Raw genomic sequence first — 23,987 nt, 5'->3', positions numbered from 1 at the left:
GCGAGGTCAGCGGGGCCAGTCCGGGGCCGGGTCCTCGTCCAGGAGGGGCCGGAGGGCGCCCACGACCGCGCCGACGCACACATCGCGCAGTTCGGTGCGCGTACAGGTCTCGTGGGTCAGCCAGTCCACGCACAGCACCTGCACGAAGACCAGCCAGCTCTTCAGGACCCCCGACACGGCCGCCCGGGTCCGGTCGTCGGCGAGCGGCAGCACGCCGAGCAGACGCTCGCGCAGGGCGTCGAGCTCACCGGTGATGATCGTCTGGACGAGACGGTCGCCGGCCAGGACGCGGTTCGCCGCGAGCACGGTGTTGCGGTTCTCCGCGAAGTACTCGATGTGCGCGTCCAGACCCTGCGTCAGCTGCTCGACCAGGGTGTCGGCGGGGTCGAGCCGCGTCTTCGCGAGCAGCTGCTCGGAGGCCTCCCTGTAGAGCGCGGCGAAGAGGTCGCGCTTGTTGGGGAAGTGCTGGTAGAGCAGGGCGCGGGAGACCCCGGCCCGCTCGGCGACCTCCTCCATCAGCACCTCGTCGTACGGCAGCGCCGCGAAGAGCCGTGCGGCGACGTCCAGGAGCTGGGCGCGGCGTTCGGCGGGGCTGAGGCGTCTACGGGGAGGCACGCCGCCAGCTTACTTGACAGGCGTCCAGTAAGCGGTCGTACGCTGGCGGTGCACCACTACTAGATGCGCGTCTACTGGATGGGGGCCGCGGACATGACCAGAGCCAAGGCACTGCGGGGGCTCGCCCTGGCCATGGGGTACGCCTGCGTGGCCATCGGACTGTTCCACGTCCTGCTCGGCAACGCCGCGATCCCGGGAGCCGCGTCGGCCGGCCCGACGGTCGACAGCCTGGGCCGGTTCTTCGGCGCGATCTTCGCCGGCTACGGTCTCGCCTGGCTCTGGGCGGCGCGACAGTCGCCGATCCCCGCCGCGGCCGTGCGGGGGCTCACCGCCGTGTTCCTGCTGGGCGCGCTCGGGCGGCTCCTCTCCCTCGCCGTCGAAGGGCGGCCGCACGGGTTCCAGCTGGCGCTCGCCGCCCTCGAACTCGCCCTGTCCCCGCTGCTGTTCTGGCTGGCGAACGCGGACGCGGACGCAAAGGCGGAGGCGCGGGCGCGGGGCGGTTCCGCCTGATTCAGCCCTGCCGTCCCTCACGCGGCGCGCCGCCGAGGGCCGCCGGTTCGCCGAGCGCCCCGGCCGCCGTCCGCCAGGCCTCGGTCACGGCCCCGTGCGCGAGCTCCGTCGCGGCGGCCACGCCGTCGGGCAGCCGCAGCGGCGTTCCGATGTGGACGTGCAGGCACGGCCTGCGGACCGGCGCGGTGAGCACTCCGGCGAGCTGCTTCACCCGCCCGCCCGAGGTGATCCGCCGGGCCCCGGCCTGGCCGATCGGCACGACCGGCGCCCCCGTCGCCCGCGCGAGCCGCGCGAGGCCGGTGCGGAACGTCTCCGGCGGGTTCTCGGCGGCGTCCCGGCGCGGCGGGATGCGCCCCTCCGCGTACAGCATCACGTGCCGCCCCGAGGCGAGCGCCACCGCCGCGTGGTCCAGGGCCGCCGCGGCGTGCGCCGAGTTGCGGTGGACGGGGACGTGGCCCTCACGGGTCAGCGCCCGGCCGAGGACGGGGACCCGCCAGAGCCCCGAAGTGGCCAGGAGGACCGGTTCGACGGCCAGGCGCCTGCGGAGCGCGGCGAGCACGAGCGCCGGGTCGGCGAGCGACGTGTGGTTCACGACGAGGATGCTGCCCGGCTCGACACGGGCCCCGGGGTCCGAGGTGACGGTCAGCCGCCCGAAGAACGGGACGACATGGGCGGCGATGCGGCTGAGCACGGGAGGCCCCCTGGATGCGAGGCGGAACGGTGACGGAACCATCGTCCGGTCACCCCGAGGACCGGACATGAGCATCCGTACTCAACCGCCGTGCGTACTCCGTACCCCGCCGTCGTGAGCCGTCGGACGGCGGGCCGCCGTCCCGGTCAGGGGTTGTCGAACCAGGACAGGGCCGCGATCCGCCAGCCCTCCGGGGTCCGGACGAACTGGATCGTCTTGGTGCCCTCGCCCTCGTACGGCTTCCCGTCGAAGACACCGGACTTGCGGTAGGTGCCGAACCGCGAGGCGACGTCGCCCTCGATCCGCGTCTCCTCGGAGGTCTCCCACTCGGAGAACTCGACGAGCCGCCCGTCGGAGAGCAGCCGCTCGCGCGGGGCGATGAACTCCTCCACGGAGTACGCGGTGAACGTGGGCGCGGTGCAGACGATGACGCCCTGGGGCAGGACGAGCCGCCGGATCCGGTCCACATCGGCGGCCTTGCCGCCCCGGTTGTCGAACGCGCCGTAGAACTCGGCGGTCACCTGGTCGATCTCGGTCTTGGACATGACACGACCCTACGCCCCGTCCCACCGCCCCTCGGCGGTGAGCCGGCCTCCGCGCAGGCCGAGCACGCGGTGGCAGAGGTGCCGCACGGTCGCCGTGTCGTGGGAGATGAACAACATGCCGATGCCCAGGTCGTCCTGGAGGTCCATCAGGAGATTGAGGACACCCGCCCGTACCGTGGGGTCGAGGGCCGAAGTCGGCTCGTCGAGCACAAGGAGATCCGGTCCGCCGGCCAGGGCCCGGGCGATGCCCACCCGCTGGCACTGGCCGCCGGACAGCTCGTGCGGCAGCCGCTCCCCGAGCGCCGGGTCCAGGCCCACGAGTTCGAGGAGCTCGACGATCCGCGCGGGTCCTTCCGTGGCCGACCACGGGCCGTGCAGCCGCAGGGGCTCGGCGAGCTGCTCGCGGATCCGGCGCCGGGGGGAGAGCGAACCGTACGGATCCTGGAACACCGGCTGGAACCGGCGTCGCAGCGGCCGGAGTTCCCGCTCCCGCAGCTTTGTCAGCTCGATCCCGGCGAAGCGGACCGTACCGGCGTCCGGCCGCAGCAGTCCGAGCACGGCCGCGGCCGTCGTCGACTTGCCGCACCCCGACGGGCCCACCAGGCCGACGGTCTCCCCGGCCGCCACCGTGAACGACACCCCGTCCAGGACCGTCCGTGCCCCGCGCCGGACGACGAGGTCCCGTACGTCGAGCAGGGCGTTCACGCTGCCGCCTCCCTCGGGTGATGGCAGGCGACCAGCCGGTCCCCGTACGCCCTCGGCTCGGGATCCTCGCCCCGGCACAGGGCGTCCGCCCGCGGACACCGAGGGGCGAAGGCGCACCCCACGGCGGACAGCCGCGGAACACCCTCGAACGAGGGGAGCCGCGAGCGGTGCGGCAACCCGGCCGTCGGCAGGGAGGCGAGCAGGCCCCGGGTGTACGGGGCGGCCGGGCGCCCCCAGACCACCTCGGCCGCACCGAGTTCGACGATCCTTCCCGCGTACATCACGGCGACCCGGTCGGCGTGCCGGCGTACGGACTCCAGGTCGTGGCTCACGAGCAGCAGCGCCGCCCCGGCCGCCGCGCAGCGCTCCCGCAGCAGCGCGAGGACCTGATCCCGCCGCTCGGCGTCGAGCGCGGTCGTCGGCTCGTCGGCCACCACCAGGTCCGGCCCGTTGACCAGCGCCATCGCGATCACCGCACGCTGCCGCATCCCGCCCGACAGGGCATGTGGATACGCGGACGCCACCGCGCCGGCCAGGCCGACCTCCGCGAGGGCCCGCCGCGCGACCGCCAGGGCCGCGCCGCGCCGCCTCCCCGTCGAAGTCCGTGCCGCGAAGGCCAGTTGGGCGTCGACCCGGTGGACGGGGGAGAGGGACGCCGTCGCGTCCTGCGGGATCCACGCGAGCCGCCGCCCCAGGTCGGCCGAAGTGACCGGGGCGCCGCGCAGCAGCACGCGGCCGGAGACGGCGGCCCCGCGCGGCGCGAGGCCGAGGAGCGCCCGGCCCGTCAGGGACTTGCCCGCGCCGGACTCGCCGACCAGCGCCAGGACCTCGCCCGGGTGGACGTCGAAGGAGACCCCGCGTACGGCCTCGGCGCCCGCGAAGGACACGCGCAGTCCCTCGACGGCGAGCAGGGGTTCAGACGGAGGGAGCGGCAACGGACGAGACCTTTCGCGCGGTACGTGTACGGGTGCGGGCGGCCCGGAGCCCCGGGAAGCCCTGCGACAGGGAGACGGCGAGCGCGGCGAGCAGGGCGAGGGCCACGGCCGGGGCGAGCGCGGCCACCGGCGCCCGCTCGGCGTAGTCGGCCGACTCGTCCAGGAGCAGCCCCCACTCGGGCGACGGCGGCTGTGCGCCGAGCCCCAGGAAGCCGAGCGAGGCGAGCGCCAGGGCCACCCCGGGCAGCCGCAGCACCGCGTGCCGGGTGACCGGACCGGCCACCGACGGCAGGACGTGCCGGGTCCACACCCACCACGGCCCCGCGCCGAGCGCCCGCTGTGCGACGAGGAACCCGGAGGCCCGCACCTCCTGGACGAGCGCCGCCGTGTGGGAGGCGAGCGGCGGCCAGGCGCCGAGCGTCACGGCGAGCGCCGCCGCTCCCGCGCCGGGCCCGGTCACGGCGGCCACCAGGAGCCCGAGGACGACCGGAGGCAGCGCGTTGGCGACGTCCGCGAACGCCGCCGCGGGCCCCGGGAGGAGTCCGAGCACGAGCGCGACCAGAAGGGCCGCGAGGGTCACGGCGCCGGCCGTGCCGACCGTCGCCGCCGCGCCGTGTCCGAGGCGGGCCAGCACGTCGCGCCCCAACGCGTCCGCGCCCAGCGGCCGTTCGGCAGACGGCCCGGCGAGGCGCGCGCCGAGGTCGACGGCGTACGGATCGCGCAGCAGCCCCCAGCCGATCACCCCGGAGAGCACGGCGGCGAGCGCGACCGGCACGGCGACGGGGATCCGCCGGGGCCGGGGCGGCGGCAGGCTCAGGCCCGCCTCCCGGAGGGCGGGCCCGAGCAGCGCGCGCCGTACCAGTGACGCCGATCCGCCCGCGAGCAGGCCGAGTCCGAGGAGCACGAGGACACAGCCCTGGAGCAGCGGCAGGTCCTGCGACCGGGCCGCGCCGAGCGCCGTACGCCCGATGCCCGGCACGGCGAAGACGGTCTCCACGGCGACGGCCCCGCCGGTCAGCCCGACGACCACCATGCCGAACTGCCCGGCGAGCGCGGGCAGCGTCCGCCGGAGCGCGGCCGCCCGGATCCGGACCGTGCCGGTGCCGGCCCCGCGCCACAGTTCGACCCAGCGCTCCGCCAGGACGGCGGGGAGCGCGTCGGCGACGAGCCGGCCGAGCAGCGCGCCCGCGGGGAGGCCCAGGGCGAGCGCGGGCAGCATCACATGGGCCGGGCTCGCCCAGCCCGAGGTGGGCAGCCACCCCAGCCACACCCCGAGGACGATCAGCAGGGCCAGGGCCAGCAGGAACTCCGGCACCGAGGTCAGCATCGCCGCCGGCGCGCCACCCGTGGCCCGCCCACGCAGCAGCACCGGGGCGGCGAACAGCGCGCCGACGGCGAGCGCGACGAGCAGCGCCGCCCCCATCAGGGTCAGCGACACGCCGAGCCCCGCCGTGACCGACGGCAGCACCTCGGCCCCCGACACCCAGGAGGTCCCGAGGTCACCGCGCGGCAGCCCGCCGGCCCAGTCGCCGAGCAGCGCCCACGGCCCGGAGCCGAGCCCGAGGTCGGCGCGGATCGCGGCCAGGGCCTCGGCGGTGGGCTCCTGCTCGGCCGACCGGGCGCGCAGCACCCGCAGCGCGGGGTCCTCGCCGGAGAGCAGGGGCAGCAGTCCGACCAGGGCCAGGACGCCGAGCAGCGCTCCTGCCCTGACGGCGACGGCCTTCACCGTACGGACGCCCTTCACCGTACGTACGTGTCGACGGTGACGAGTTCGCGTTCGCGGGGGTCGTGCGCGGCGCCCACGACACCGGCGGCGTCGCCCTGGACGACGCGCTCGTGCAGCATCGGCACGGCCGCGTCGGTGGCGAGCACGGCGGCCTCCGCCGCGACGATCGCCCGCCGGCGGGCCTCGCCGACGGGGGCCGCCGACGCGGTGGCGAGCGCCCGGTCGACTCCCGGGTCGGCGAGCTGGGAGAGGTGGAAGGAGCCGTCGCTCGCGAAGTCGCTGTACAGGTAGGCGGCGGGGTCGCCGGAGTCCAGGACGGTGGCCCGCGACAGGACGAAGGCGTCGAACTTCCCGGCCAGCGCGTCCGCTTCGACGGCGGCGTACTCCCGCACGTCGAGCCGCACCCTGAACCCGGCCTTCTCCAGCTGCCGTTGCAGCAGCTGGGCGACCTCGGGCAGCTCGGCCCGGTCGGTGAACGTGCCGACGGTGATCGCCGCGCCCTTCGGGTCGGCGGCGGGGGCGCGCCGTACCGGTGCGCGCAGCGGCGCCGCCCATGGCAGGGCGGGGCCGAGGAGCCCGGTGGCGAGGTCGGCCCGGCCCTCGTACACCCCGGCGACGAGACCGCGCGCGTCGACGGCGGCCCGGGCGGCGGCCCGCAGGCCCGCGTCCCTGAACGGGCCGCGCCGGGTGTTGAGGTAGAGGGTGTTGGTGCGGGGCATCGGCACCTCGGTGAGGAGCTCCTGGTCGAGGAGTCGGGCCTGCGCGACGGGGACGGCCTCGACGATGTCGGCCTCGCCGGTGCGCAGGGCGGCGGCCCGGGCGGTGCCGTCGGGGACGTACCGGACGTCGATGCCGGTGGCCTTGGCGCGCCCGCCCCAGTACCGCTCGTACCGGTCGAGGGTCGCCGACGAGGTCCCGTCGGCCCGGACGAGGACGAACGGTCCCGTCCCGGCCCCGACCGGGTTCACCGTCCGTCCCGCGTACGCCTTGGCGGCGAGGATCGCGAGCTGCGGCGAGCTGAGCCGCTGCGGTACGAGGGGGTCGGCGGCGCCCGTGGTGACGGTGACCGCACGCGGTCCTGCCGCGCGGACGGTGAGGTCGACCCCGTCGAGGATGCGGGGCTTCGGCGAGGCCCGTACGGCGGCGGTGAGGGAGCGGACGACGGCCTCGGCGGTCAGGGGCGTCCCGTCGTGGAAGGTGACCCCCTCGCGCAGCGTGAACGTCCAACTGCGCCCGGACCGCCGCCACTCGGTGGCCAGTGACGGGGTCGCGTTCCCGTCGCGGTCGAGCCGGACCAGGGTCTCGGCGGTGGACCAGCGCGACAGCTTGAAGGCGTCGTCGGACAGGGGGGACAGCCCGGACCGGGGCGGCTGCATCATCGCGACCCGTATGCGGCCGCTCGCGCCCTCACCTCCCGTCCCGCTTCCGGCGAAGCACCCGCCGAGCAGGGCGGTCGTGGCGACCACGGCGACGACGGACAGGGGGCCGCGCCGGGAGCGGCGGGGGAGGTGCGGGGGCAGGCGAAACACAGGGGTCCTCGGGGGAGCGGTGTGCGGGACGCCCTGACCCTAGCATCATGACAATCGTTTTCATTTGGAGAGTCCCCGGCTCTCGCGCCGGTCTCCGCGACCTTCTCGGACCTTCTCGGCGAAGGGCGCGGGAACGGCGTAGTCGACGCGGTGGTCATGGCGACCACCCTGAGCCAGGCGATACGTATCGTCTAAAGGTTTCGCGGAAGCGGGAGGGGCAGGCGCGGCGGTGTCCAGTCGGCGTGCCGCAGGATGGCGCGCAGGGTCGCGCGGTCCGGCGCCGCCCGCAGGGCCGTGTTGCGTACGGAGACGGCGACGGGATGCGAGAGCTGCTGGCCCATCCGGCCGGCCTGGCGGGCGGCGCGGGCGACGGCCTGACTGCGCGGTCGCCGCTCGGCGTCGTACCGGGCGAGCGCCGACCCGATGCCGGACGCGTCGGCGCATCCGCCCTCGCCGGACGCGCCGGCGAGCGCGGCGGCCAGTGACACCGCGTCCTCGAGGGCCTGGCAGGCGCCCTGGCCGAGGTTCGGCGTCATGGCGTGGGCCGCGTCGCCGAGCAGGACGGCCCGGCCGGCGACGAAGGACGGCAGGGGGGTGGCCAGTTCGTGGATGTCGTGGTGCAGCACGGCCTCGGGGCGGGTCGCCGCGAGGAGGGCCGGGATCGGCTCGTGCCAGTCCCGGAACCGGCGGCGCAGTACGGCCAGAGGGTCCGGATGGCGCACGGCCGGCGGGGAGTTGAGCACGGCGTGCCACTCGGCCCGCCCGTCGGCGAAGGCGATGTGCCCGAACTCGGCGCCCCGCCCCCAGGTCAGCTCGAAGTCGGACGCCAGCGGCACCGGGGAGTCGGTGATGGCGCGGAGGACGGTGGACCCGCTGTACGCCGGACCCGGGTGGCCGGGGAACAGCAGCGCCCGGAGCGCGCTGTTCACGCCGTCGGCGGCCACCACCAGATCCGCCTCCCGTACCCCCTCCCCGGTGACCACCCCCACCCGGTCCGGGACGGTCAGGTCCAGGGACGTCACCTCCGCCCCGACGAGCAGGCGGTCGGCGGGCAGCGCCGCGCGCAGCGACCGGTGCAGGGCGGCGCGCGGGATCCCGACGATCGGAGTGCCGAGCGCCCGCTCCAGGGCGGCCCCGTCCATCCGGGCCAGCCAGCCGCCGCCCGGGACGCGGGTGCCACCGGTGTACTGGGGCCGGGCCGCCTCGCGTACCGCCTCACCGACGCCCAGGGCGTCCAGGGCGCGGATGCCGTTGGCGTGGAGGGAGATGCCCGCGCCGGCGTCGCCGAGGGCGGCGGAGCGTTCGAGGACGGTCACCTCCCAGCCGACCCGCCGCAGACCGATCGCCGCCGCCAGGCCACCGATCCCGCCACCGACCACCACCGCGTTCCCGCCGCCCATGTCAGGCACCCCTCTGTACGGTTCTTCTACAGCTGTAGAAGAACCGTACTCCTCCCCTCTACAGGTGTAGAAAGGGGGGATGCCCGCCTCCGCCGCCGCCCGACGTGCCCTCCTCGCCGACACCGCCATCGACGTGCTCGCCGAGCAGGGCATGCGCGGGCTCACCCACCGCGCGGTCGACCGGGCCGCCGGCCTGCCGCCCGGTACCACGTCCGCGTACCACCGCACCCGCCAGTCGCTCCTGACCGCGCTGGTGCTCCGCCTCGTCGAGCGCGACCAGGCCGAGATCGAGGAGGCCGGGCAGCGGGCCGGCGCCCCGCGCGACGCCGAGGAACTCGTCGCCGGGCTCACCGCGTTCACCGCGCTCCGGCTCACCGGCGAAGGCCGCCGCCGCTCCCTCGCGCGCTACGGGTGCGCCCTGGAGAGCGTGCACCACCCCGAGCTGCGGGAGATCCTGGTGCCGCGCGACAACGCGGCCCGGCGGTCCGTCGAGGACTTCCTCGCCGCCCGGGGTCTCGCGGACGCCCGCGCGCGCACGGTCACCCTGCTCACCTGCGTGGACGGCCTGGTCTTCGACCGCCTCGTCAACGGCGGAGCCGTACCCGCCGAGGAGATCCGCCGGCTGGTGGAGACCGCGCTGCGATGAGCGCGCGCTCTCGCGCGTATGGAGTGGGCATGTCAAGATGCGGTCGGTCCATGCCAACCGACCCGGGGGGACACCGTGAAGACACAGGCGCACGCCACCAGGGGCGTGCTCGCCCTCGCCGGCGCCCTCGCACTGATCATCGCCCTGCCGGGCAGCGCGCTCGCCGCGCCGCCCACCGCCCTGCCCGCCAACGCCGACGGCCTGGAGCAGACCTTCCAGCCGGCGTACGACTACGACACGGACGGCTGCTACCCCACCCCCGCGATCGGCCCCGACGGGACGCTCAACGGCGGCCTCAACCCGTCCGGCGCCCTCAACGGCCAGTGCCACGACGCCTCGGACCTCACCAACACCAACGGGTACGCGCGCGCGAAGTGCAACAACGGCTGGTGCGCGATCATCTACGGCCTCTACTTCGAGAAGGACCAGGCGGTCATCGGCAGCAGCCTCGGCGGACACCGCCACGACTGGGAACACGTCGTGGTCTGGGTGCAGAACGACCAGGCCCAGTACGTCTCCACCTCCGCCCACGGGAACTTCAACGTCTACGGCCGCGACCGGATCCGCTGGGACGGCACCCACCCGAAGGTCGTCTACCACAAGGACGGCATCGGCACCCACTGCTTCCGCCCGGCGAACTCCAACGACGAACCGCCCGAGAACCACCAGCACACCTGGCAGTTCCCCGGCCTCGTCGGCTGGAACGGCTACCCCGCGGGCATTCGCGAGAAGCTCAGCCAGGCCGACTTCGGCAGCGCGGTCTTCGGCCTCAAGGACGGGAACTTCGCTGCCCACCTCGCCAAGGCGAAGCCGGCCGGCATCCCCTTCGACCCGTACGCCTGACGATCGCGAAGGGGCGATCGCAAAGGGGTGAATATGCCCCGATGCCGCCTCGTCGCCGAGGTCTGGGCGGCACCCTGCTGACGTGCGAAAAGAAGACAAAAAGGTCGTTCCCGGGTAGCGGGGCGCTGCACAGGGGTCCGCTCCCGGCCGGACCGAGGAACCCCGGGCTGCCGACGATCGGTCCGCTCGGCGGACGCACTCCGCCGAGGACGCTTTCGTTACCGGTCCTCATCGCAGTGCACTGCCCTTTAGGGCGGTGGTGAAGCGATGTGGAGCCTGCGGGAGTTGACGCCTTTCGTCACGGAAACCGCGTGTGTGTGGAGGGCGAAGCCGCAGCGTTGATTGGTGCGAATGTTCTGATATTCGGCCATGAATCCGCTGCGGTACGGTGATCGGTATGCAGTTGAGGTACAGCTTCCGCCTATACCCGAATGGTCCTCAGCGCTCCGCGCTGGCTCAGGCGTTCGGGTGCGCGCGGGTGGTTTACAACGACGCCCTGCGGGCTCGTGAGACCGCCCGCGCCGCGGGTGAGGCATTCCCCAAGACCGGGGAGCTGTCGAAGCTGCTGATCACCGAGGCGAAGAAGACCGACGAGCGCGCCTGGCTTGGCGACGTGTCCGCCGTGGTGCTGCAACAGTCGTTGCGGGACCTTGACACCGCGTACCGGAACTTCTTTGACGGCCTCGGGGGTAGGCGCCCGCGTATGGGCACGCCCCGGTTTAAGTCCCGCAAGGACAACCGGCAGGCCGTACGGTTCACCGCCAACGCACGCTGGAAGATCACGGCCGGTGGGGCCCTGTCCTTCCCGAAGATCGGAGATGTGCGGGTCAAGTGGTCCCGCTCCCTGCCCTCGGTTCCGTCCACGGTGACCGTGGTCAAGGACGCCGCCGGCAGGTACTTCGCCTCGTTCGTGGTGGAGACCGCGCCGGATGAGACGCTGCCCGGGACGGACGCCGTGGTCGGTATCGATCTCGGCCTGACCCACTTCGCGATCCTCTCGGACGGTACGAAGATCGACGCCCCGCGTTTCCTGCGCCGGGCGGAGAAGAAACTCAAGAAGGCCCAGCGGAACCTGAGCCGCAAGGCGAAGGGGTCGAACAACCGGGACAAGGCCCGTATCAAGGTCGCTCGCGCTCACGCGCGGGTGGCCGACGCGCGGCGTGAGTTTCACCATCAGCTCTCCACGAAGGTCATCCGCGAGAACCAAGCGGTGGCGGTGGAGGACCTGGCGGTGAAGGGACTCGCCCGCACGCGTCTGGCCAAGTCGGTCCACGATGCGGGCTGGGCGTCGTTCGTCGCGATGCTGGAGTACAAGGCCGCCCTCTATGGCCGGACCTTCATCCGCATCGGACGGTTCGAGCCCACCAGCCAGGTGTGCTGCGCGTGCGGGACCAAGGACGGTCCCAGGCCCCTGCACGTCCGTGTGTGGGAGTGCCGGGGCTGCGGGACGGTCCTGGACCGGGACATCAACGCGGCGGTCAACGTCGCCAAGGCCGCCGGACTGGCGGTGTCGGCCTGTGGAGCGCGGGTAAGACCGGTACGCGTACCGGCGCAGCGCGTTGAAGCAGGAACCCACCGAGACGGTCGGCCGACCGTGGTAGGAATCCCCGGCCTTTAGGCCGGGGAGCGGAAGTCAACGCTCCCACACCCGTGCCACGACCGCCCCCGACGGCGGCCTGCGCATCAACCCGCCGAAGGCCCACGTCCGGTACTGGCATCCGGAGGACGAGATCGTGATCATCGCCCGGGGAAACGCCTCCTCCGGCACCGTGAGCAAGGTAGGTTGCCCGCCATGACCGAACTCGGAACCGTCGCCTGGCCGCCCGCCCCGATGAAGACCGAACGGCTCGTGCTGCGCGAGTCCGAGGCCCGGGACCGCGCCGCCTTCGTCGAACTGTTCGCCTCGCCCGAGGTGGGCACCTACGTCGGTGGCGCCCGACCGCGCGATGAGATCGAGCGCGGGATGCCCGAGGTGCCCGGGCGGCGCCCCCGCCTCTTCGTGGTCGAGCTCGACGGGACGATGATCGGCATGATCACGCTCGATCGACGCGACGCGGAGCGCAAGGGGCGCGTCCGTCCGGAGGGCGGCGAGGCCGAGCTCGGCTACATGTTCCTGCCTCAGGCGTGGGGACGCGGGTACGCCGCCGAGGCGTGCGCGGCGGCACTCGACTGGTTCACCGGCGTGCACCCCGGCGAGCCGGTGGTGCTCTCCACCCAGACCGCCAACGACCGCGCGATGCGCCTCGCGGCGAAGCTCGGGTTCACCGAGGTGGAGCGGTTCGAGGAGTACGGCGCCGAGCAGTGGTTCGGCGTGTGGTCCCCGGCCACGCGGTAGACGGACATGAGCGGCTTCTCCGGGGAGTCCGCGACGAGCTCTTCGAAGGCGCGGACCGAGCTCCTGGCCGGGCTGCGGCTCGACCGGGTGGCCGCCGCGGCCGCCGCCACCGTCGGCGAGCTGCCCGCATACCGGGTCCTGGACGAGGAGGAGACGGTCCGGGAGCTCCTGGCCGTCATGGAGACGGCGCTCGCCGCACTCGCGGAGGGCCGTGCCCCCACGGACCGGGAGCGCGTGGAGTTCTCGGACTTCGGCGCCCGCCGAGCCGACCAGGGCGTCCCCCTCGAACCGCTCCTGGAGGCTTTCCGCCTCACCTCCCGCCACGCCTTCGACGCCCTGTACGCGGCGGCCGGTGCGTACGGCGAGTTCGCCGTCGCCCTCGCGCTGACCCGGGACTTCTGGCTCTGCTGCGACCACGTGTCGACGGCGGTGATCGACGGCCACCGGCAGCGCGAGACGGAGCGGTTGCGCGGCGGCGAGGAACAACGCGCGCTGCTGCTCCGGCAGTTGCTGAGCGGTGAACTCCCGCCGGAGTGGCTGCCGACGGCCACCCGGCTCCTCGGCCTCGACCCGGGCAAGGAGTACCCCGCCTTCCACGCCGTCTCCGCCCCCGGGCTCGCGGACATGCTGCGCGAGCACGCGGCCGCGCTGCTCGTCGAACCCGCGTCGGGGCACGTCGTCGGGCTGGTCGAGCCCGGCAGGCTCTCCTCCCTGCGCGTCCCGGTCGGCCTCGGCCGCGCCCTGCCCGTGGCCCGCGCGCACGAGTCGTACCGGCAGGCCCGCCGGGCCGGTGAACTCGCCGCCGCCTTCGGACTCCGCCGCCCGGTGACGGACGGCGAACTTCCGCTGCACGCCGCCGTACTCGCCCTCCCGGACACCGGTGAACAGCTGGTGGACCGCTGCTTCGGGCACACGAGCGGAAGCCGCCGCGCGACCCTGATCCGTACGGTGGACGCCTACCTCGCGGCCGACGCGAACGCCGAAGCGGCGGCGGCCGCCCTGTACGTCCACCCGAACACGCTCCGGTACCGGCTGCGCACCTTCGCGCGGGTCACCGGGCTCGACCTCGGCCGGTCCGAGGACGCGATGCGGGTCTGGTGGGCACTGCGCCACCTGGAGGCGGTGGCCGCCGGAGCCGGGGGAGCGGCCGGCTGACCCCCGTACGCCACCGCGGTTCTTGTCGGGGGCGACAAACACCGGCGCCCCGCTGTTGGGCACCGCTCCATGGTCACGCGCGCGCGTGACGGGCACGGTGGTGGGCACCACCGCGGGCGAGCCGAGCGCCCGACGAGGGACCGGAAGGAACGACGCCCCCCCATGCCCCAGAAGTACGGCGACTACCAGAACGAGATCTACCTCGACGGGCTCTTCGGCGTCACGCCCGCCCTGCCGATGACCTTCGACGAACTGGAGACGCGGGCGCGGGCGGCGCTCCCGCCCTCGCTCTGGTCGTACGTGGCCGGCGGCGCGGGCGACGAGCACACCCAGGAGGCCAACGTCACGGCCTTCCGGCAGTGGGGGCTCGTCCCGCGCATGATGGTCGGCGCCGCCGAACGCGACCTGTCCGTCGACCTCTTCGGCATCGGGCTGCCGTCCCCGCTGTTCATGGCGCCCGTCGGCGTGATCGGACCGTGTGCCCAGGACGGGCACGGCGACCTCGCGACGGCCCGTGCCGCCGCCCGCACCGGCGTACCGATGATCGCCTCCACGCTCACCGTCGACCCCATGGAACGGGTCGCCGCCGCGTACGGGGACACCCCCGGTTTCTTCCAGCTCTACACCCCCACCGACCGCGCCCTCGCGGAGAGCCTGGTGCACCGGGCCGAGGCGGCCGGCTTCCGGGGCATCGTCGTCACCCTCGACACCTGGGTCACCGGCTGGCGCCCCCGCGACCTCGCCACCGGCAACTTTCCGCAGCTGCGCGGACACTGCCTGGCCAACTACACCTCCGACCCGGTCTTCCGGGCGCGGCTCGCCAAGGCCCCCGAGGAGGACCCGCGCGCCGCCGTCGCGGAGTGGGCGGGGATCTTCGGCAAGCCGCTCGTCTGGGACGACCTCGCCTGGCTGCGCTCCCTCACCGACCTGCCGATCCTCCTCAAGGGCATCTGCCACCCCGAGGACGTCCGCCGCGCCAGGGACGGCGGCGTCGACGGCATCTACTGCTCCAACCACGGCGGACGCCAGGCCAACGGCGGCCTGCCCGCCCTCGACGCCCTCCCCGGGGTGGTCGCCGCGGCCGAGGGACTGCCGGTGCTCTTCGACTCCGGCGTCCGCACCGGCGCCGACGTCGTGAAGGCCCTCGCCCTCGGCGCCACGGCGGTCGGCGTCGGCCGCCCGTACGCGTACGGCCTCGCCCTCGGCGGCGAGGACGGCATCGTCCACGTCCTCCGCTCCCTCCTCGCCGAGACCGACCTCATCCTGGCCGTCGACGGCTACCCGACCCTGGACGCGCTCCGCGCGGAGGGCGCCCTGCGGCCCGTCACGGCGTACGGCGCGCCCGGCCCGCGAGGGAGGTGACGCGGCGGCGCCGTTCCTCACGCGCGCGCGTGTGGCGGTCCAGTTCCTCCATGAGGCGGCGACCGCGATGGTCCGGGTCGAGTTCGTCGAGGACCCGGTCGATCTCGGCGAGCAGCGCGCCGTAGAACTGCCAGCGCTCCGGATCGTGCGCCGCCTCCTCCCGGAGGAGCACGGCGGCCCGGTCGCGGGCGGTGCGGGCCGCCGCGAGCTCCTCGCCGAGACGGGTCTCCGCCGTCTCCGCTCCGGCGCTCGAATGCGAGGTGACGAGGTCGGCGAAGCTCACGAGGGTGTCCGCGAGGTGCCGCAGCGTCTCCCGCAGGGCGAGGCCCGTCCCGGGGCGTACGAGCGCGGCCCCGTGCCGTTTCCTCGCGAGGTCCGTCAGGGAACGGGCCAGGACGCGCAGCACGACCGCGCAGATCTCCAGGGTGTCGAGGCCGGTGCGCAGCACGATCCGGTGCAGCAGCCCCTCCTTGACCCGCGGGTTCAGCCGGAGGCTGTCCTCCGCCTGCCGCAGGGCCGCGTCGACGTCGGCGACGTCGTTGTCGAGGCGCCGCGCCTCGTGCAGCCGCGCCGCGGCCCGCTCCACGGGAGCGGGGGAGGAGGCCGCGTCCGGCAGCGGGGCCGGTTCGTGCGGGGCGTCCGGGTCGGCGAGTTCCTCGCCGATGTCCAGGAGCAGCCGGCGCATCCGCCGGGCCAGGTCCCCGATCGAGTCCCCGGCGGTGTCCACCCAGACCGGCGGGACGAGCACGACGTTGAAGAGCAGTCCCACGACCGCGCCGATCAGCGTCTCCAGGACGCGGTCCCACGCGGTGTCGGCGACCTGTGTGACACCGAGGACCAGCATCGCGCTGATGGCCACCTCGGGGACGAACTCCTCCACCCGGACGAACCGGCCCACGACGAGCGACGCCAGGATGACCAGGGCGAGGCTCCACCAGCTGAGTCCGACGAGCGCGCTGAACGCGATGGCGATGAGCACGCCCACGACGACGGAGTTCACCCGCCGGAGGCTCGTCGTGAGCGTCGAGTACAGCGTCACCTGGACGACGAGCAGTGCGGTGAGCGGTGCGGTCAGCGGCGCCGGCTCGGAACTCAGCCGGAGGGCGACGACGTACGAGAGCGTCGCCGCGGCGGTGGAACGCAGGGTCTGCACCACCACCGGGTCCCGCCCCCATCGCCGCCACCACCTCCATCGGCGCCACGGGCGCGGAAGGGCGTGCAGGACGGAGCGGTGCGGCATGGCGTACTCCTCCTCCGATGGTCGGGGGCCGGTCCTCCGCCGGGACCGTTCTCCGCCGGGCGGGGGACCGTTCTCCGCCGGGCGGGGACTGTGGACGCCTGCCCGCCCCGACTCCATCGAATCGCGATGCTCCGGGGGCCGCCCGCCGAGGCGGTCCGGGGGAGCGTGTGAGGGGCGCCGTTCGCTCCGGCCTAAAATCGTCACATGAACGAGAACCTTCCGCCGTGTCCCCAGTGCTCCAGCGCCTACACCTACGAGATGGGCGCGCTGCTCGTCTGTCCCGAATGCGGCCATGAGTGGCCTGCCGCGTCCGACACCGCCGCCGAGGCGGCCGCCTCCGGCGAAAAGGTGATCAAGGACTCCGTCGGCAACGTCCTCGCCGACGGCGACACCGTCACCGTCGTCAAGACGCTCAAGGTCAAGGGCAGCCCCTCCGGCATCAAGGCCGGCACCAAGGTCCGCAACATCCGGCTCGTGGACGGCGTCGACGGCCACGACATCGACTGCAAGGTCGACGGCTTCGGGCCCATGCAGCTCAAGTCCAGCGTGGTCAAGAAGGCCTGACCGACCACGAAGGGCCCCGATCGAGGCTCTCCATGAATTGCATAATTTGGCAATTCAATACATGATGGGTTTGCTGTGCCCGCAGGTAGCCGCGGGCACAGCATCCGATCGACGACCCGTCGACGCCCCCTCGCCCACGCGAGCCGATGAGGAGAGTCACGACCGTGTCGGTTCCCCTGTACCAGGCCAAGGCCGAGTTCTTCCGGATGCTGGGACACCCGGTGCGCATCCGGGTCCTCGAACTCCTCCAGGACGGCCCGAAGGCGGTACGGGACCTGCTCGCGGCGATCGAGGTCGAGCCGCCGGCACTCTCGCAGCAGCTGGCGGTGCTGCGCCGGTCGGGGATCGTGACCTCGACGCGCGACGGCTCCACGGTGGTCTACCGGCTCGCCGGGGGCGACGTCGCCGACCTCATGCAGGCGGCACGGCGCATCCTCACCGAGATGCTGGCGGGCCAGAACGAACTCCTGGAGGAGCTCCGGGAGGCCGAGGTCACGACACGGTGAACACGACCCTGCACCGGGTGCGCTCCCTCCTGCCCGTACGAGCCGACTTCACCGCCATGGCACGCACCCCGCGCCGTGACCTCCTGGCGGGGCTGACCGTCGCGATCGTGGCACTGCCGCTCGCGCTCGGCTTCGGCGTCTCCTCCGGCCTCGGGGCCGAGGCCGGACTCGCGACCGCCGTGGTGGCGGGCGCGCTCGCCGCGCTCTTCGGCGGCTCGAACCTCCAGGTGTCCGGGCCGACCGGGGCCATGACCGTGGTCCTCGTCCCGATCGTGGCGCGGTACGGCCCCGGCGGCGTCCTCACCGTCGGGCTGATCGCCGGCGTGATGGTGATCGGGCTCGCCCTCGTCCGGGCCGGCAGGTACATGGCCTACATCCCCGCCTCCGTGGTGGAGGGCTTCACGCTGGGCATCGCCCTCGTCATCGGCCTCCAGCAGGTTCCGAACGCCCTCGGTGTCCCCAACCCCGAGGGCGACCGGGTCCTGGCGGTGACGTGGCGCGCCGTCGAGGAGTTCCTCCGGACCCCGAACTGGACGGCCCTCGGGCTCGCCCTGGGCGTCGCCGCCCTCATGCTGGTCGGCGCCCGGTGGCGGCCCACCATCCCGTTCTCCATCGTGGCGGTGATCGCCGCCACGGTTGTCGCACGGCTCTTCCACCTCGACGCGGCGGCACCGATCGGCGACCTGCCCGCCGGGCTCCCCGCCCCCTCCCTCGGTTTCGTCGATCCGTCCGCGCTGGGCTCCCTGATCGCCCCGGCCGTGGCCGTCGCGGCACTCGCCGCCCTGGAGTCGCTGCTCTCCGCGCAGGTCGCCGACGGGATGACCGTGGGCCAGAAGCACGACCCCGACCGGGAGCTGTTCGGGCAGGGGCTCGCGAACCTGGCCGCGCCGCTGTTCGGCGGCGTCCCCGCGACCGGCGCCATCGCCCGTACGGCGGTGAACGTCCGTACCGGCGCCTCCTCCCGGCTCGCGGCCCTCACCCACGCCGCCGTCCTCGCCGTGATCGTCTTCGCCGCCGCCCCCCTGGTCTCGAAGATCCCGCTCGCCGCGCTCGCCGGTGTCCTGCTCGCCACCGCGATCCGCATGGTCGAGGTCGGCTCGCTGCGCGCCATGGCGAAGGCCACCCGCTCCGACGCCGTCGTCCTGGTCCTCACCGCCGTCGCCACCCTCGCGCTCGACCTCGTCTACGCGGTGATCATCGGCTTCGTCGTGGCCGGGGCCCTCGCCCTGCGCGCCGTGGCGAAGCAGGCCCGCCTGGCCGAGGTCGACTTCCGCGCCGACCTGTCCGGCGAGCACAGCGAGGAGGAGCGGGCGCTGCTCGCCGAGCACATCGTGGCGTACCGGATCGACGGCCCGCTCTTCTTCGCCGCCGCCCACCGCTTCCTCCTCGAACTGACCGAGGTCGCCGATGTCCGGGTCGTGATCCTGCGCATGTCCCGCGTCACCACGATCGACGCCACCGGAGCGCTCGTCCTCAAGGACGCCGTCGAGAAGCTGAACCGGCGGGGGATCGCGGTGATGACCTCGGGGATACGCCAGGGTCAGCGGCAGGCCCTCGCCTCCGTCGGAGCCCTCGACCTGCTGCGCCTGGAGGGGCGGGAGTACGCGACCACACCCGAGGCGATCGCCGGAGCCCGCGCCCATCTGAGAGGCGCCGGGATACTGCCCGCCGGCACGTCCCGGCCGCACGGGCCCGCCGTCACCGGGGAGGCCGCACGATGACGATGCCCACCACCCGTCGCATGGTCGAGGTCTCCGGAGCCGAAGCCCTGTGGCTCCTCGAAGGGGCCGCCCACGGGCGACTGGTGCACATCCGGCGGGAGCAGGCGGTCGTCCGCCCGGCCGTGCACGTCCTCGAGTACGGCCGGCTGATCGTCCGCACCCCCGTGCAGGCGGAGGTGGCCGACGGCCGGCCCGTCCTCACGTACCAGGCGGACGACATCCGGCTGCCCGGCGGCACCGGCTGGGCCGTGACCGTGACCGGCCCCGCCGAACCGGTCGGCGACCCGGTCGAGGCCGCGCACTACCTGCGCACCCTCCCCGGCTGGGCGTACGGGCCGCACGACACCCTGCTGCGCATCACCCGGCAGACCGTGACCGGGTACCGCCTGGGCACGGTGGAGCCGCGGTGAACCTGGACGCGAGCTCTCCTCCCCCTGTGAAGACGAAGGCGACGACATGACCATCGAATGGCGCTACACCACCCACCCCGGCCTGGGCGTGCTCTCCCTGGCCGGCTTCCTGGGGGCCGACGCGGTCGGACGGTTCAGCGGCGCCGTGGGGTGGGTCCTCGCCCGTGGCACCGGGCCGGTCATCCTCGACCTGACCGCCCTGCGGGGCTGGTCCGCCGACGGGCAGCCGGCGGTCACGGACGCCGCCCGCCGCCTCGCAGCCGAGGGGCGCCGCCTCGAACTCGCCGCGATCCCCGCCGACGGGTCCCTCGTCCCGAGCGGCGACCACCCGGAGATCCCGGTCCACTGCGACCTGGAGGCGGCGCTCGCCGCCCACCACGGCGGAGGCCGGGAGCAGCGGGAGTGGTGCAGCGGCGAGTGGCCCGGCGTGCGGAGTGACGTGAGCCCCAGCCGGAAGTGACCATGGACCGCCGTGGAGGCGGGAGGATGGTCCCCATGGAGAAGAGTTCTGGGTGGAAGCGATGTACGGTGCGGGCACTGCGGCGGTCCTGCGACGCCGCGGCGGCCTCCTCCGCGGGCGGGCGGTGCGCACGGTGAGCGCGCCGCTGTACCAGTTGAAGGCGGAGTTCTTCAAGACGCTCGGGCACCCCGTACGCATCCGCGTCCTGGAGCTGCTCAGCGTCCGGGAGCACGGCGTCTCGGAGATGCTGGCCGAGATCGGGGTCGAACCCGCGCACCTCTCGCAGCAGCTCGCCGTGCTGCGGCGTTCGAACCTCGTCGTCGCGCGCCGCGAGGGGTCGGGGGTGTTCTACTCGCTGACCAACCCCCAGGTGGCCGAGCTGCTCGCGGTGGCGAGGTCGATCCTCTCCGGTGTGCTCGCGGGTCAGGCCGAGCTCCTTGCCGACCTTCGCGCCGCCACGCCCGGAGCGGTACCGCGCGACTGACGGCCGCCGTCGGACAAGCCCCGTACAAAGACTCGACAAAGCGCGCAAAGTGCAAGGAAAGTGCCGTAACTCCGGTTGCGAGAAGCTCCGTTAGCCGTCCCGGAAGGGTCCTCGCGACCACTGCGGGAGGGTACTCATGGGCCTGTTGCGCAAGATCCGGACGACCGGACGGGTGGCCGAACCGGCACCCCCGGCGCCCATGGGCGAAGTCCTGCCGCAGGCACGTCGCCTGAGCGGCTCCGCCCAGGTGCGCTGCGTCGACGCGGGCTCCTGCAACGGGTGCGAGATCGAGATCGCGGCCGCCTTCAACCCGGTGTACGACGCGGAACGGTACGGGGCCCGGCTCGTGGCCTCCCCGCGCCATGCCGACGTGGCCCTGGTGACCGGGCCGGTGACGCGGAACATGGCGGAGCCGCTGCGCCGCACGGTCCAGGCGATGCCCGAACCCCCGATCGTCGTGGCGGTCGGCGACTGCGCCATCGACTGCGGGGAGTTCGCGGGCGGGTACGGGATCGAGGGCGCCGTGTCCGACGTCGTACCGGTCGACCTCGCCGTACCGGGCTGCCCGCCGGCTCCGGCGGAGATCGTGGCGGCGCTGCGCCGGGTGACGGGCCGGTGAACGCCGTCGCGGCCGGGCTCGGTGCCGCGGCGGGGTTCGGCGCGCTGGGCGCGACGGCGGGCGCCGTACTGCCGCCACGGCCACGCCTGCCGGTGGCGGGAGTGTGCACGGCGGGGGTCGGTGCGGCGGGGTGCGCGGCCGGCGTGGCGGCCCTGGGCGGTGCTGGGTGGTCCGTACGACTGCCGGGACTGCTGCCGCTCGCGGGGACGGTGTGGTCGGTCGACGCCCTGTCGGGCCTGTTCATGGCCGTGGCGGGGGCGGTGGTGACCGCGGTCGCGGTCTACGGCATCGGCTACGCCTCCGGCCACGGCGACCACGGCCTCGCCTCCCGGGCGGCCCAGGCCGTGCTGCCGTTCTTCGCCCTCGCCCTGATCCTGGTGCCCGCCGCGGCCTCCGTCTCCACGTTCCTCGTCCTGTGGGAGCTGACGGCACTCTCCTCCCTCCTGCTCGTCCTCGTGGAACACCGGGAACGGCCGGCGGTGCGGTCGGCGGGCGTCTGGTACGCGGTGATGGCCCACCTCGGTCTGGTCCTGCTGCTCGCGGGCCTCGCCCTGTTCGCCGCGCACGCCGGGGGAGAGGGCTTCGAGGAGCTCCGGCGGCACGCCGACGAACTGCCACCGGCCGTACGGGGCACGGTGTTCGTCCTCACCGGCGCCGCGTTCGCCTCCAAGGCGGGCGCCGTGCCGCTGCACGCCTGGCTGCCACGGGCCCATCCCGAGGCGCCGGGGCCCGTCTCGGCACTGATGAGCGCCGCCATGGTCAACCTCGGCGTGTACGGCATCGTCCGCACCGGCTTCGACCTGCTGGGCGGGGGACCGGCCTGGTGGTGGCTGGGCGTGATGACGGTGGGCGGACTCTCCGCCGTGCACGGGATCCTCCAGGCCGCGATGGCCTCCGACCTGAAGCGGCTCCTCGCCTGCTCCACGGCGGAGAACCTGGGACTCGTCCTCGTCGGGACCGGCGCCGCGGGCCTGTTCGCCGCCTCCGGCGACGGTCCCCTGGCCGCGCTCGCCCTGGCCGCCGCCCTGCTGCACCTGGTCAACCACGCCGCCTTCAAAGCCCTGTTGTTCACCGCGGCGGGTTCGGTGGTCCGGGCCACCGGGGTACGGGACCTCGACCGGCTCGGCGGTCTGCGGGCCCGGATGCCGCTGACGGCGGGACTCTTCGCCGTGGGCGCCCTCGGCGCCGTGGCGCTCCCGCCCGGCAACGGGTTCGCCGGCGAGTGGCTGCTGCTCCAGTCCCTGATCCACGGCATGGAACTGCCGGGGGTGGCCGTGGCGGTCGTGCTGCCGCTCTCGGTCGCGTTCATCGCCCTGTCGGCGGGCATCGCCGCGGCGGTGTTCGTGAAGGCGCTCGGCATCGCCTTCTTCGCCCGGCCGCGTGGGGGACAAGCCGCCCATGCCCACGAGTCGCCCCCGCCGATGCTCGCCGGCATGGGCCTCCTCGCGGTGGCGTGCGCGGGCCTCGCGCTGGCGCCGGGGCTGCTCGGCCCCGGTCTCGACCGGGCGGTCGCCGCGGCCGGCCCCCGGGGCGCCGTGCCCGTGACACGCGAGGGTCTCGGCGTACGCCTGCACGACATCGAGGCCACGCTCTCGCCGCTGTGGGTGGTGGCCGCCCTCACCGGAGCGCTCGTCCTGGCCACCGTCGTCCCCCGGTGGTACGGGACCCGGCGGCGCCGGACGAACGCCCGCCTGTGGGACTGCGGCGGCGGCGCACCGACACCCCGCATGGCGTACACCGCGACCTCGTTCGCCGAACCGCTCCAACGGGTCTTCGACAACGTCCTGGCCCCCGAGCAGGACGTGGACGTGACGCACGCACGGGAGTCGGCGTACCTCGTGGAGCGGGTGCGCTTCCGCAACCGCGTGCCCGACCGGATCGAACACCGCCTGTACGAACCGGTGCTCGGCGCGCTCGCCCGCACCGGACGGAACGCCCGCCGGCTGGCGAACGGCAGCGTCCACCTCTACCTCGGATACGGCTTCCTGGGACTGCTGGCCCTGTTCGTGGTGCTGGCGGTGGGCCGGTGAGCGCGGTCGGATACGCGGCGGTCGCCGTGCAGACGGGCGCGGTCGTCGGCGGCGCGCCGCTCCTGACGGGGCTGATGCGGCAGGTGCGGGCCCGCCTGGAGGGCCGGGCGGGCGCCGGCGTGCTCCAGCCCTGGCGCGACACGCGCAAACTCCTGCGCCGCGAACCGATCGCCCCGGTCGGCACCGGCCCCGCCTTCCGGACGGCCCCGGCGCTCCTCGTGGCGACCACCCTCGTGGTGGGCTCGCTCGTACCGCTGCTCTCGACGGACACTCCGGTCGCGGGGCGGGCGGACCTGATCCTGGTGGTCGCGCTGCTCGCCCTCGGCACCGTGACGCTCGCCCTCGCCGGCCTCGACACCGGCACCGCGTTCGGAGGCATGGGCTCCTCGCGGGAGATGACCATCGCCGCCCTGGTCGAGCCGACGCTGCTGATGGCGGTGCTCGCGCTGTCGCTACCGGCCGGGACCACCAACCTGCCCGCGATCGTCGCCGACGCCGTGCGCGATCCGAGCCGGCTCGCCTCTCCCGCAGGGCTGCTCGCTGCGGCCGCGCTCACGGTCGCCGTGCTCGCCGAGACCGGGCGGCTGCCCCTGGACAACCCCTCCACGCACCTGGAGCTGACGATGGTGCACGAGGCGATGGTCCTGGAGTACGCGGGCCGGGACCTGGCACTGGTCGAGCTCGGGGCGCAGATGCGCCTCGCGGTGCTCCTCGGTCTGCTCGCCTCGCTGTTCACGCCGTGGGGCATCGCCACCTCGGCCTCGGCGGCGGGTCTGGCACTGGCTCTCGTGGCGCTCGCTGCGAAGGTCGCGCTCCTCGGCACCGTACTGGCGGCGGCCGAGGTGTTCTGGGCGAAGCTCCGTCTGTTCCGCGTCCCCGAACTGCTCGCCGGATCCTTCCTGCTCGCACTGCTCGCGGTCGCCGCCTCCTACTTCCTGAGCGGAGAGTGAGCCACC

At 74.1% G+C, this 23,987-nt stretch carries 25 protein-coding genes; 16 read left to right on the top strand and 9 right to left on the bottom strand.

The features are described 5' to 3' along the window. Window positions 1-6 precede the first annotated feature (6 nt). Entirely contained in the window at window positions 7-615 is a 609-nt protein-coding gene (locus SVTN_RS02420; RefSeq protein ID WP_041127587.1) for a TetR/AcrR family transcriptional regulator, read from the bottom strand. 93 nt (window positions 616-708) lie between these two features. Between SVTN_RS02420 and SVTN_RS02415 the strand changes: the two genes are divergently transcribed. Further along, window positions 709-1,125: a DUF4345 domain-containing protein gene (locus tag SVTN_RS02415; protein WP_041133462.1), complete on the top strand. Its 417-nt coding sequence runs from the start codon at window positions 709-711 to the stop codon at window positions 1,123-1,125. Window position 1,126: 1 nt separating this feature from the next. Here SVTN_RS02415 and SVTN_RS02410 read toward each other — a convergent pair whose 3' ends face one another. The 7 genes from SVTN_RS02410 to SVTN_RS02380 form a co-directional block, all read right to left on the bottom strand. Further along, window positions 1,127-1,816: a lysophospholipid acyltransferase family protein gene (locus SVTN_RS02410; RefSeq protein WP_041127586.1), complete on the bottom strand. Its 690-nt coding sequence runs from the start codon at window positions 1,814-1,816 to the stop codon at window positions 1,127-1,129. A 146-nt stretch (window positions 1,817-1,962) separates the two neighbouring features. Next, window positions 1,963-2,361 carry a nuclear transport factor 2 family protein gene (locus SVTN_RS02405; RefSeq protein ID WP_041127585.1) on the bottom strand — a complete coding sequence of 133 codons (399 nt, stop codon included), beginning with the start codon at window positions 2,359-2,361 and terminating at the stop codon, window positions 1,963-1,965. 9 nt (window positions 2,362-2,370) lie between these two features. Further along, window positions 2,371-3,066 carry an ABC transporter ATP-binding protein gene (locus SVTN_RS02400; RefSeq protein WP_041127584.1) on the bottom strand — a complete coding sequence of 232 codons (696 nt, stop codon included), beginning with the start codon at window positions 3,064-3,066 and terminating at the stop codon, window positions 2,371-2,373. Beyond that, a complete protein-coding gene (locus SVTN_RS02395; RefSeq protein WP_041127583.1) occupies window positions 3,063-4,001 on the bottom strand; it encodes an ABC transporter ATP-binding protein in 939 nt (312 codons plus the stop codon). The genes SVTN_RS02400 and SVTN_RS02395 overlap by 4 nt, the downstream gene beginning before the upstream one ends. Further along, window positions 3,982-5,745, bottom strand: coding sequence for an ABC transporter permease subunit (locus SVTN_RS02390; RefSeq protein ID WP_052498871.1), 1,764 nt, complete (start codon window positions 5,743-5,745; stop codon window positions 3,982-3,984). The genes SVTN_RS02395 and SVTN_RS02390 overlap by 20 nt, the downstream gene beginning before the upstream one ends. Next, window positions 5,742-7,247, bottom strand: coding sequence for an ABC transporter substrate-binding protein (locus SVTN_RS02385; RefSeq protein WP_052499602.1), 1,506 nt, complete (start codon window positions 7,245-7,247; stop codon window positions 5,742-5,744). The genes SVTN_RS02390 and SVTN_RS02385 overlap by 4 nt, the downstream gene beginning before the upstream one ends. Before the next feature lie 200 nt (window positions 7,248-7,447). After that, window positions 7,448-8,656, bottom strand: a complete 1,209-nt coding sequence (locus SVTN_RS02380; protein ID WP_041127582.1) for an FAD-dependent monooxygenase — start codon at window positions 8,654-8,656, stop codon at window positions 7,448-7,450. A 79-nt stretch (window positions 8,657-8,735) separates the two neighbouring features. Here SVTN_RS02380 and SVTN_RS02375 point away from each other — a divergent pair, with 79 nt between their 5' ends. The 6 genes from SVTN_RS02375 to SVTN_RS02350 all read left to right on the top strand — a co-directional run bounded on the left by SVTN_RS02375 (window position 8,736) and on the right by SVTN_RS02350 (window position 14,997). Further along, the gene (locus tag SVTN_RS02375) at window positions 8,736-9,302 is read left to right on the top strand and encodes a TetR/AcrR family transcriptional regulator (RefSeq protein ID WP_041127581.1); all 567 of its coding nucleotides are present in this window, start codon (window positions 8,736-8,738) and stop codon (window positions 9,300-9,302) included. A gap of 75 nt (window positions 9,303-9,377) precedes the next feature. Next, the gene (locus SVTN_RS02370) at window positions 9,378-10,145 is read left to right on the top strand and encodes an NPP1 family protein (protein ID WP_041127580.1); all 768 of its coding nucleotides are present in this window, start codon (window positions 9,378-9,380) and stop codon (window positions 10,143-10,145) included. A gap of 397 nt (window positions 10,146-10,542) precedes the next feature. Next, window positions 10,543-11,763, top strand: coding sequence for an RNA-guided endonuclease InsQ/TnpB family protein (locus SVTN_RS02365; RefSeq protein ID WP_041127579.1), 1,221 nt, complete (start codon window positions 10,543-10,545; stop codon window positions 11,761-11,763). A gap of 174 nt (window positions 11,764-11,937) precedes the next feature. After that, window positions 11,938-12,480, top strand: a complete 543-nt coding sequence (locus tag SVTN_RS02360) for a GNAT family N-acetyltransferase (protein WP_041127578.1) — start codon at window positions 11,938-11,940, stop codon at window positions 12,478-12,480. Between the two features lie 6 nt (window positions 12,481-12,486). After that, entirely contained in the window at window positions 12,487-13,635 is a 1,149-nt protein-coding gene (locus SVTN_RS02355) for a PucR family transcriptional regulator (protein WP_041127577.1), read from the top strand. Window positions 13,636-13,797: 162 nt separating this feature from the next. Next, complete coding sequence (locus SVTN_RS02350) at window positions 13,798-14,997, top strand: alpha-hydroxy-acid oxidizing protein (protein WP_052498869.1); 1,200 nt, start codon at window positions 13,798-13,800, stop codon at window positions 14,995-14,997. On the opposite strand, the gene SVTN_RS02345 is transcribed toward SVTN_RS02350, so the two are convergent. Beyond that, window positions 14,960-16,237 carry an FUSC family protein gene (locus SVTN_RS02345; protein ID WP_078908152.1) on the bottom strand — a complete coding sequence of 426 codons (1,278 nt, stop codon included), beginning with the start codon at window positions 16,235-16,237 and terminating at the stop codon, window positions 14,960-14,962. The two genes, SVTN_RS02350 and SVTN_RS02345, sit on opposite strands and share 38 nt — an antisense overlap. A gap of 204 nt (window positions 16,238-16,441) precedes the next feature. On the opposite strand from SVTN_RS02345, the gene SVTN_RS02340 reads away from it, so the two are divergent. The 9 genes from SVTN_RS02340 (at window position 16,442) to SVTN_RS02300 (ending at window position 23,981) form a co-directional block, all read left to right on the top strand. Beyond that, complete coding sequence (locus SVTN_RS02340; RefSeq protein WP_041127575.1) at window positions 16,442-16,801, top strand: zinc ribbon domain-containing protein YjdM; 360 nt, start codon at window positions 16,442-16,444, stop codon at window positions 16,799-16,801. A 164-nt stretch (window positions 16,802-16,965) separates the two neighbouring features. Then, on the top strand, window positions 16,966-17,307 hold the full coding sequence (locus tag SVTN_RS02335; protein WP_041127574.1) for an ArsR/SmtB family transcription factor: 342 nt from the start codon (window positions 16,966-16,968) through the stop codon (window positions 17,305-17,307). Window positions 17,308-17,363: 56 nt separating this feature from the next. Next, entirely contained in the window at window positions 17,364-19,028 is a 1,665-nt protein-coding gene (locus tag SVTN_RS02330) for a SulP family inorganic anion transporter (RefSeq protein WP_078908709.1), read from the top strand. Continuing rightward, window positions 19,025-19,438 carry a pyridoxamine 5'-phosphate oxidase family protein gene (locus SVTN_RS02325; protein ID WP_041127572.1) on the top strand — a complete coding sequence of 138 codons (414 nt, stop codon included), beginning with the start codon at window positions 19,025-19,027 and terminating at the stop codon, window positions 19,436-19,438. The genes SVTN_RS02330 and SVTN_RS02325 overlap by 4 nt, the downstream gene beginning before the upstream one ends. 46 nt (window positions 19,439-19,484) lie before the next feature. Beyond that, window positions 19,485-19,898, top strand: coding sequence for an STAS domain-containing protein (locus SVTN_RS02320; RefSeq protein WP_041127571.1), 414 nt, complete (start codon window positions 19,485-19,487; stop codon window positions 19,896-19,898). A 133-nt stretch (window positions 19,899-20,031) separates the two neighbouring features. After that, window positions 20,032-20,382: an ArsR/SmtB family transcription factor gene (locus SVTN_RS02315; protein ID WP_041133458.1), complete on the top strand. Its 351-nt coding sequence runs from the start codon at window positions 20,032-20,034 to the stop codon at window positions 20,380-20,382. 136 nt (window positions 20,383-20,518) lie between these two features. Then, a complete protein-coding gene (locus SVTN_RS02310; RefSeq protein WP_041127570.1) occupies window positions 20,519-21,001 on the top strand; it encodes an NADH-quinone oxidoreductase subunit B family protein in 483 nt (160 codons plus the stop codon). Then, entirely contained in the window at window positions 20,998-23,031 is a 2,034-nt protein-coding gene (locus tag SVTN_RS02305; protein ID WP_041127569.1) for a proton-conducting transporter transmembrane domain-containing protein, read from the top strand. Before SVTN_RS02310 ends, SVTN_RS02305 begins: the two co-directional genes overlap by 4 nt. Beyond that, window positions 23,028-23,981 (top strand): respiratory chain complex I subunit 1 family protein, encoded by a 954-nt coding sequence (locus SVTN_RS02300; RefSeq protein WP_041127568.1) that lies wholly within the window; start codon window positions 23,028-23,030, stop codon window positions 23,979-23,981. The genes SVTN_RS02305 and SVTN_RS02300 overlap by 4 nt, the downstream gene beginning before the upstream one ends. Window positions 23,982-23,987 lie beyond the last annotated feature (6 nt).

The organism is Streptomyces vietnamensis (genome assembly GCF_000830005.1).
Taxonomy (GTDB): Bacteria; Actinomycetota; Actinomycetes; order Streptomycetales; family Streptomycetaceae; genus Streptomyces; species Streptomyces vietnamensis.
The sequence above is the reverse complement of the archived record's forward strand: the minus strand, read 5'-3'. Positions and strand labels throughout refer to the sequence as shown.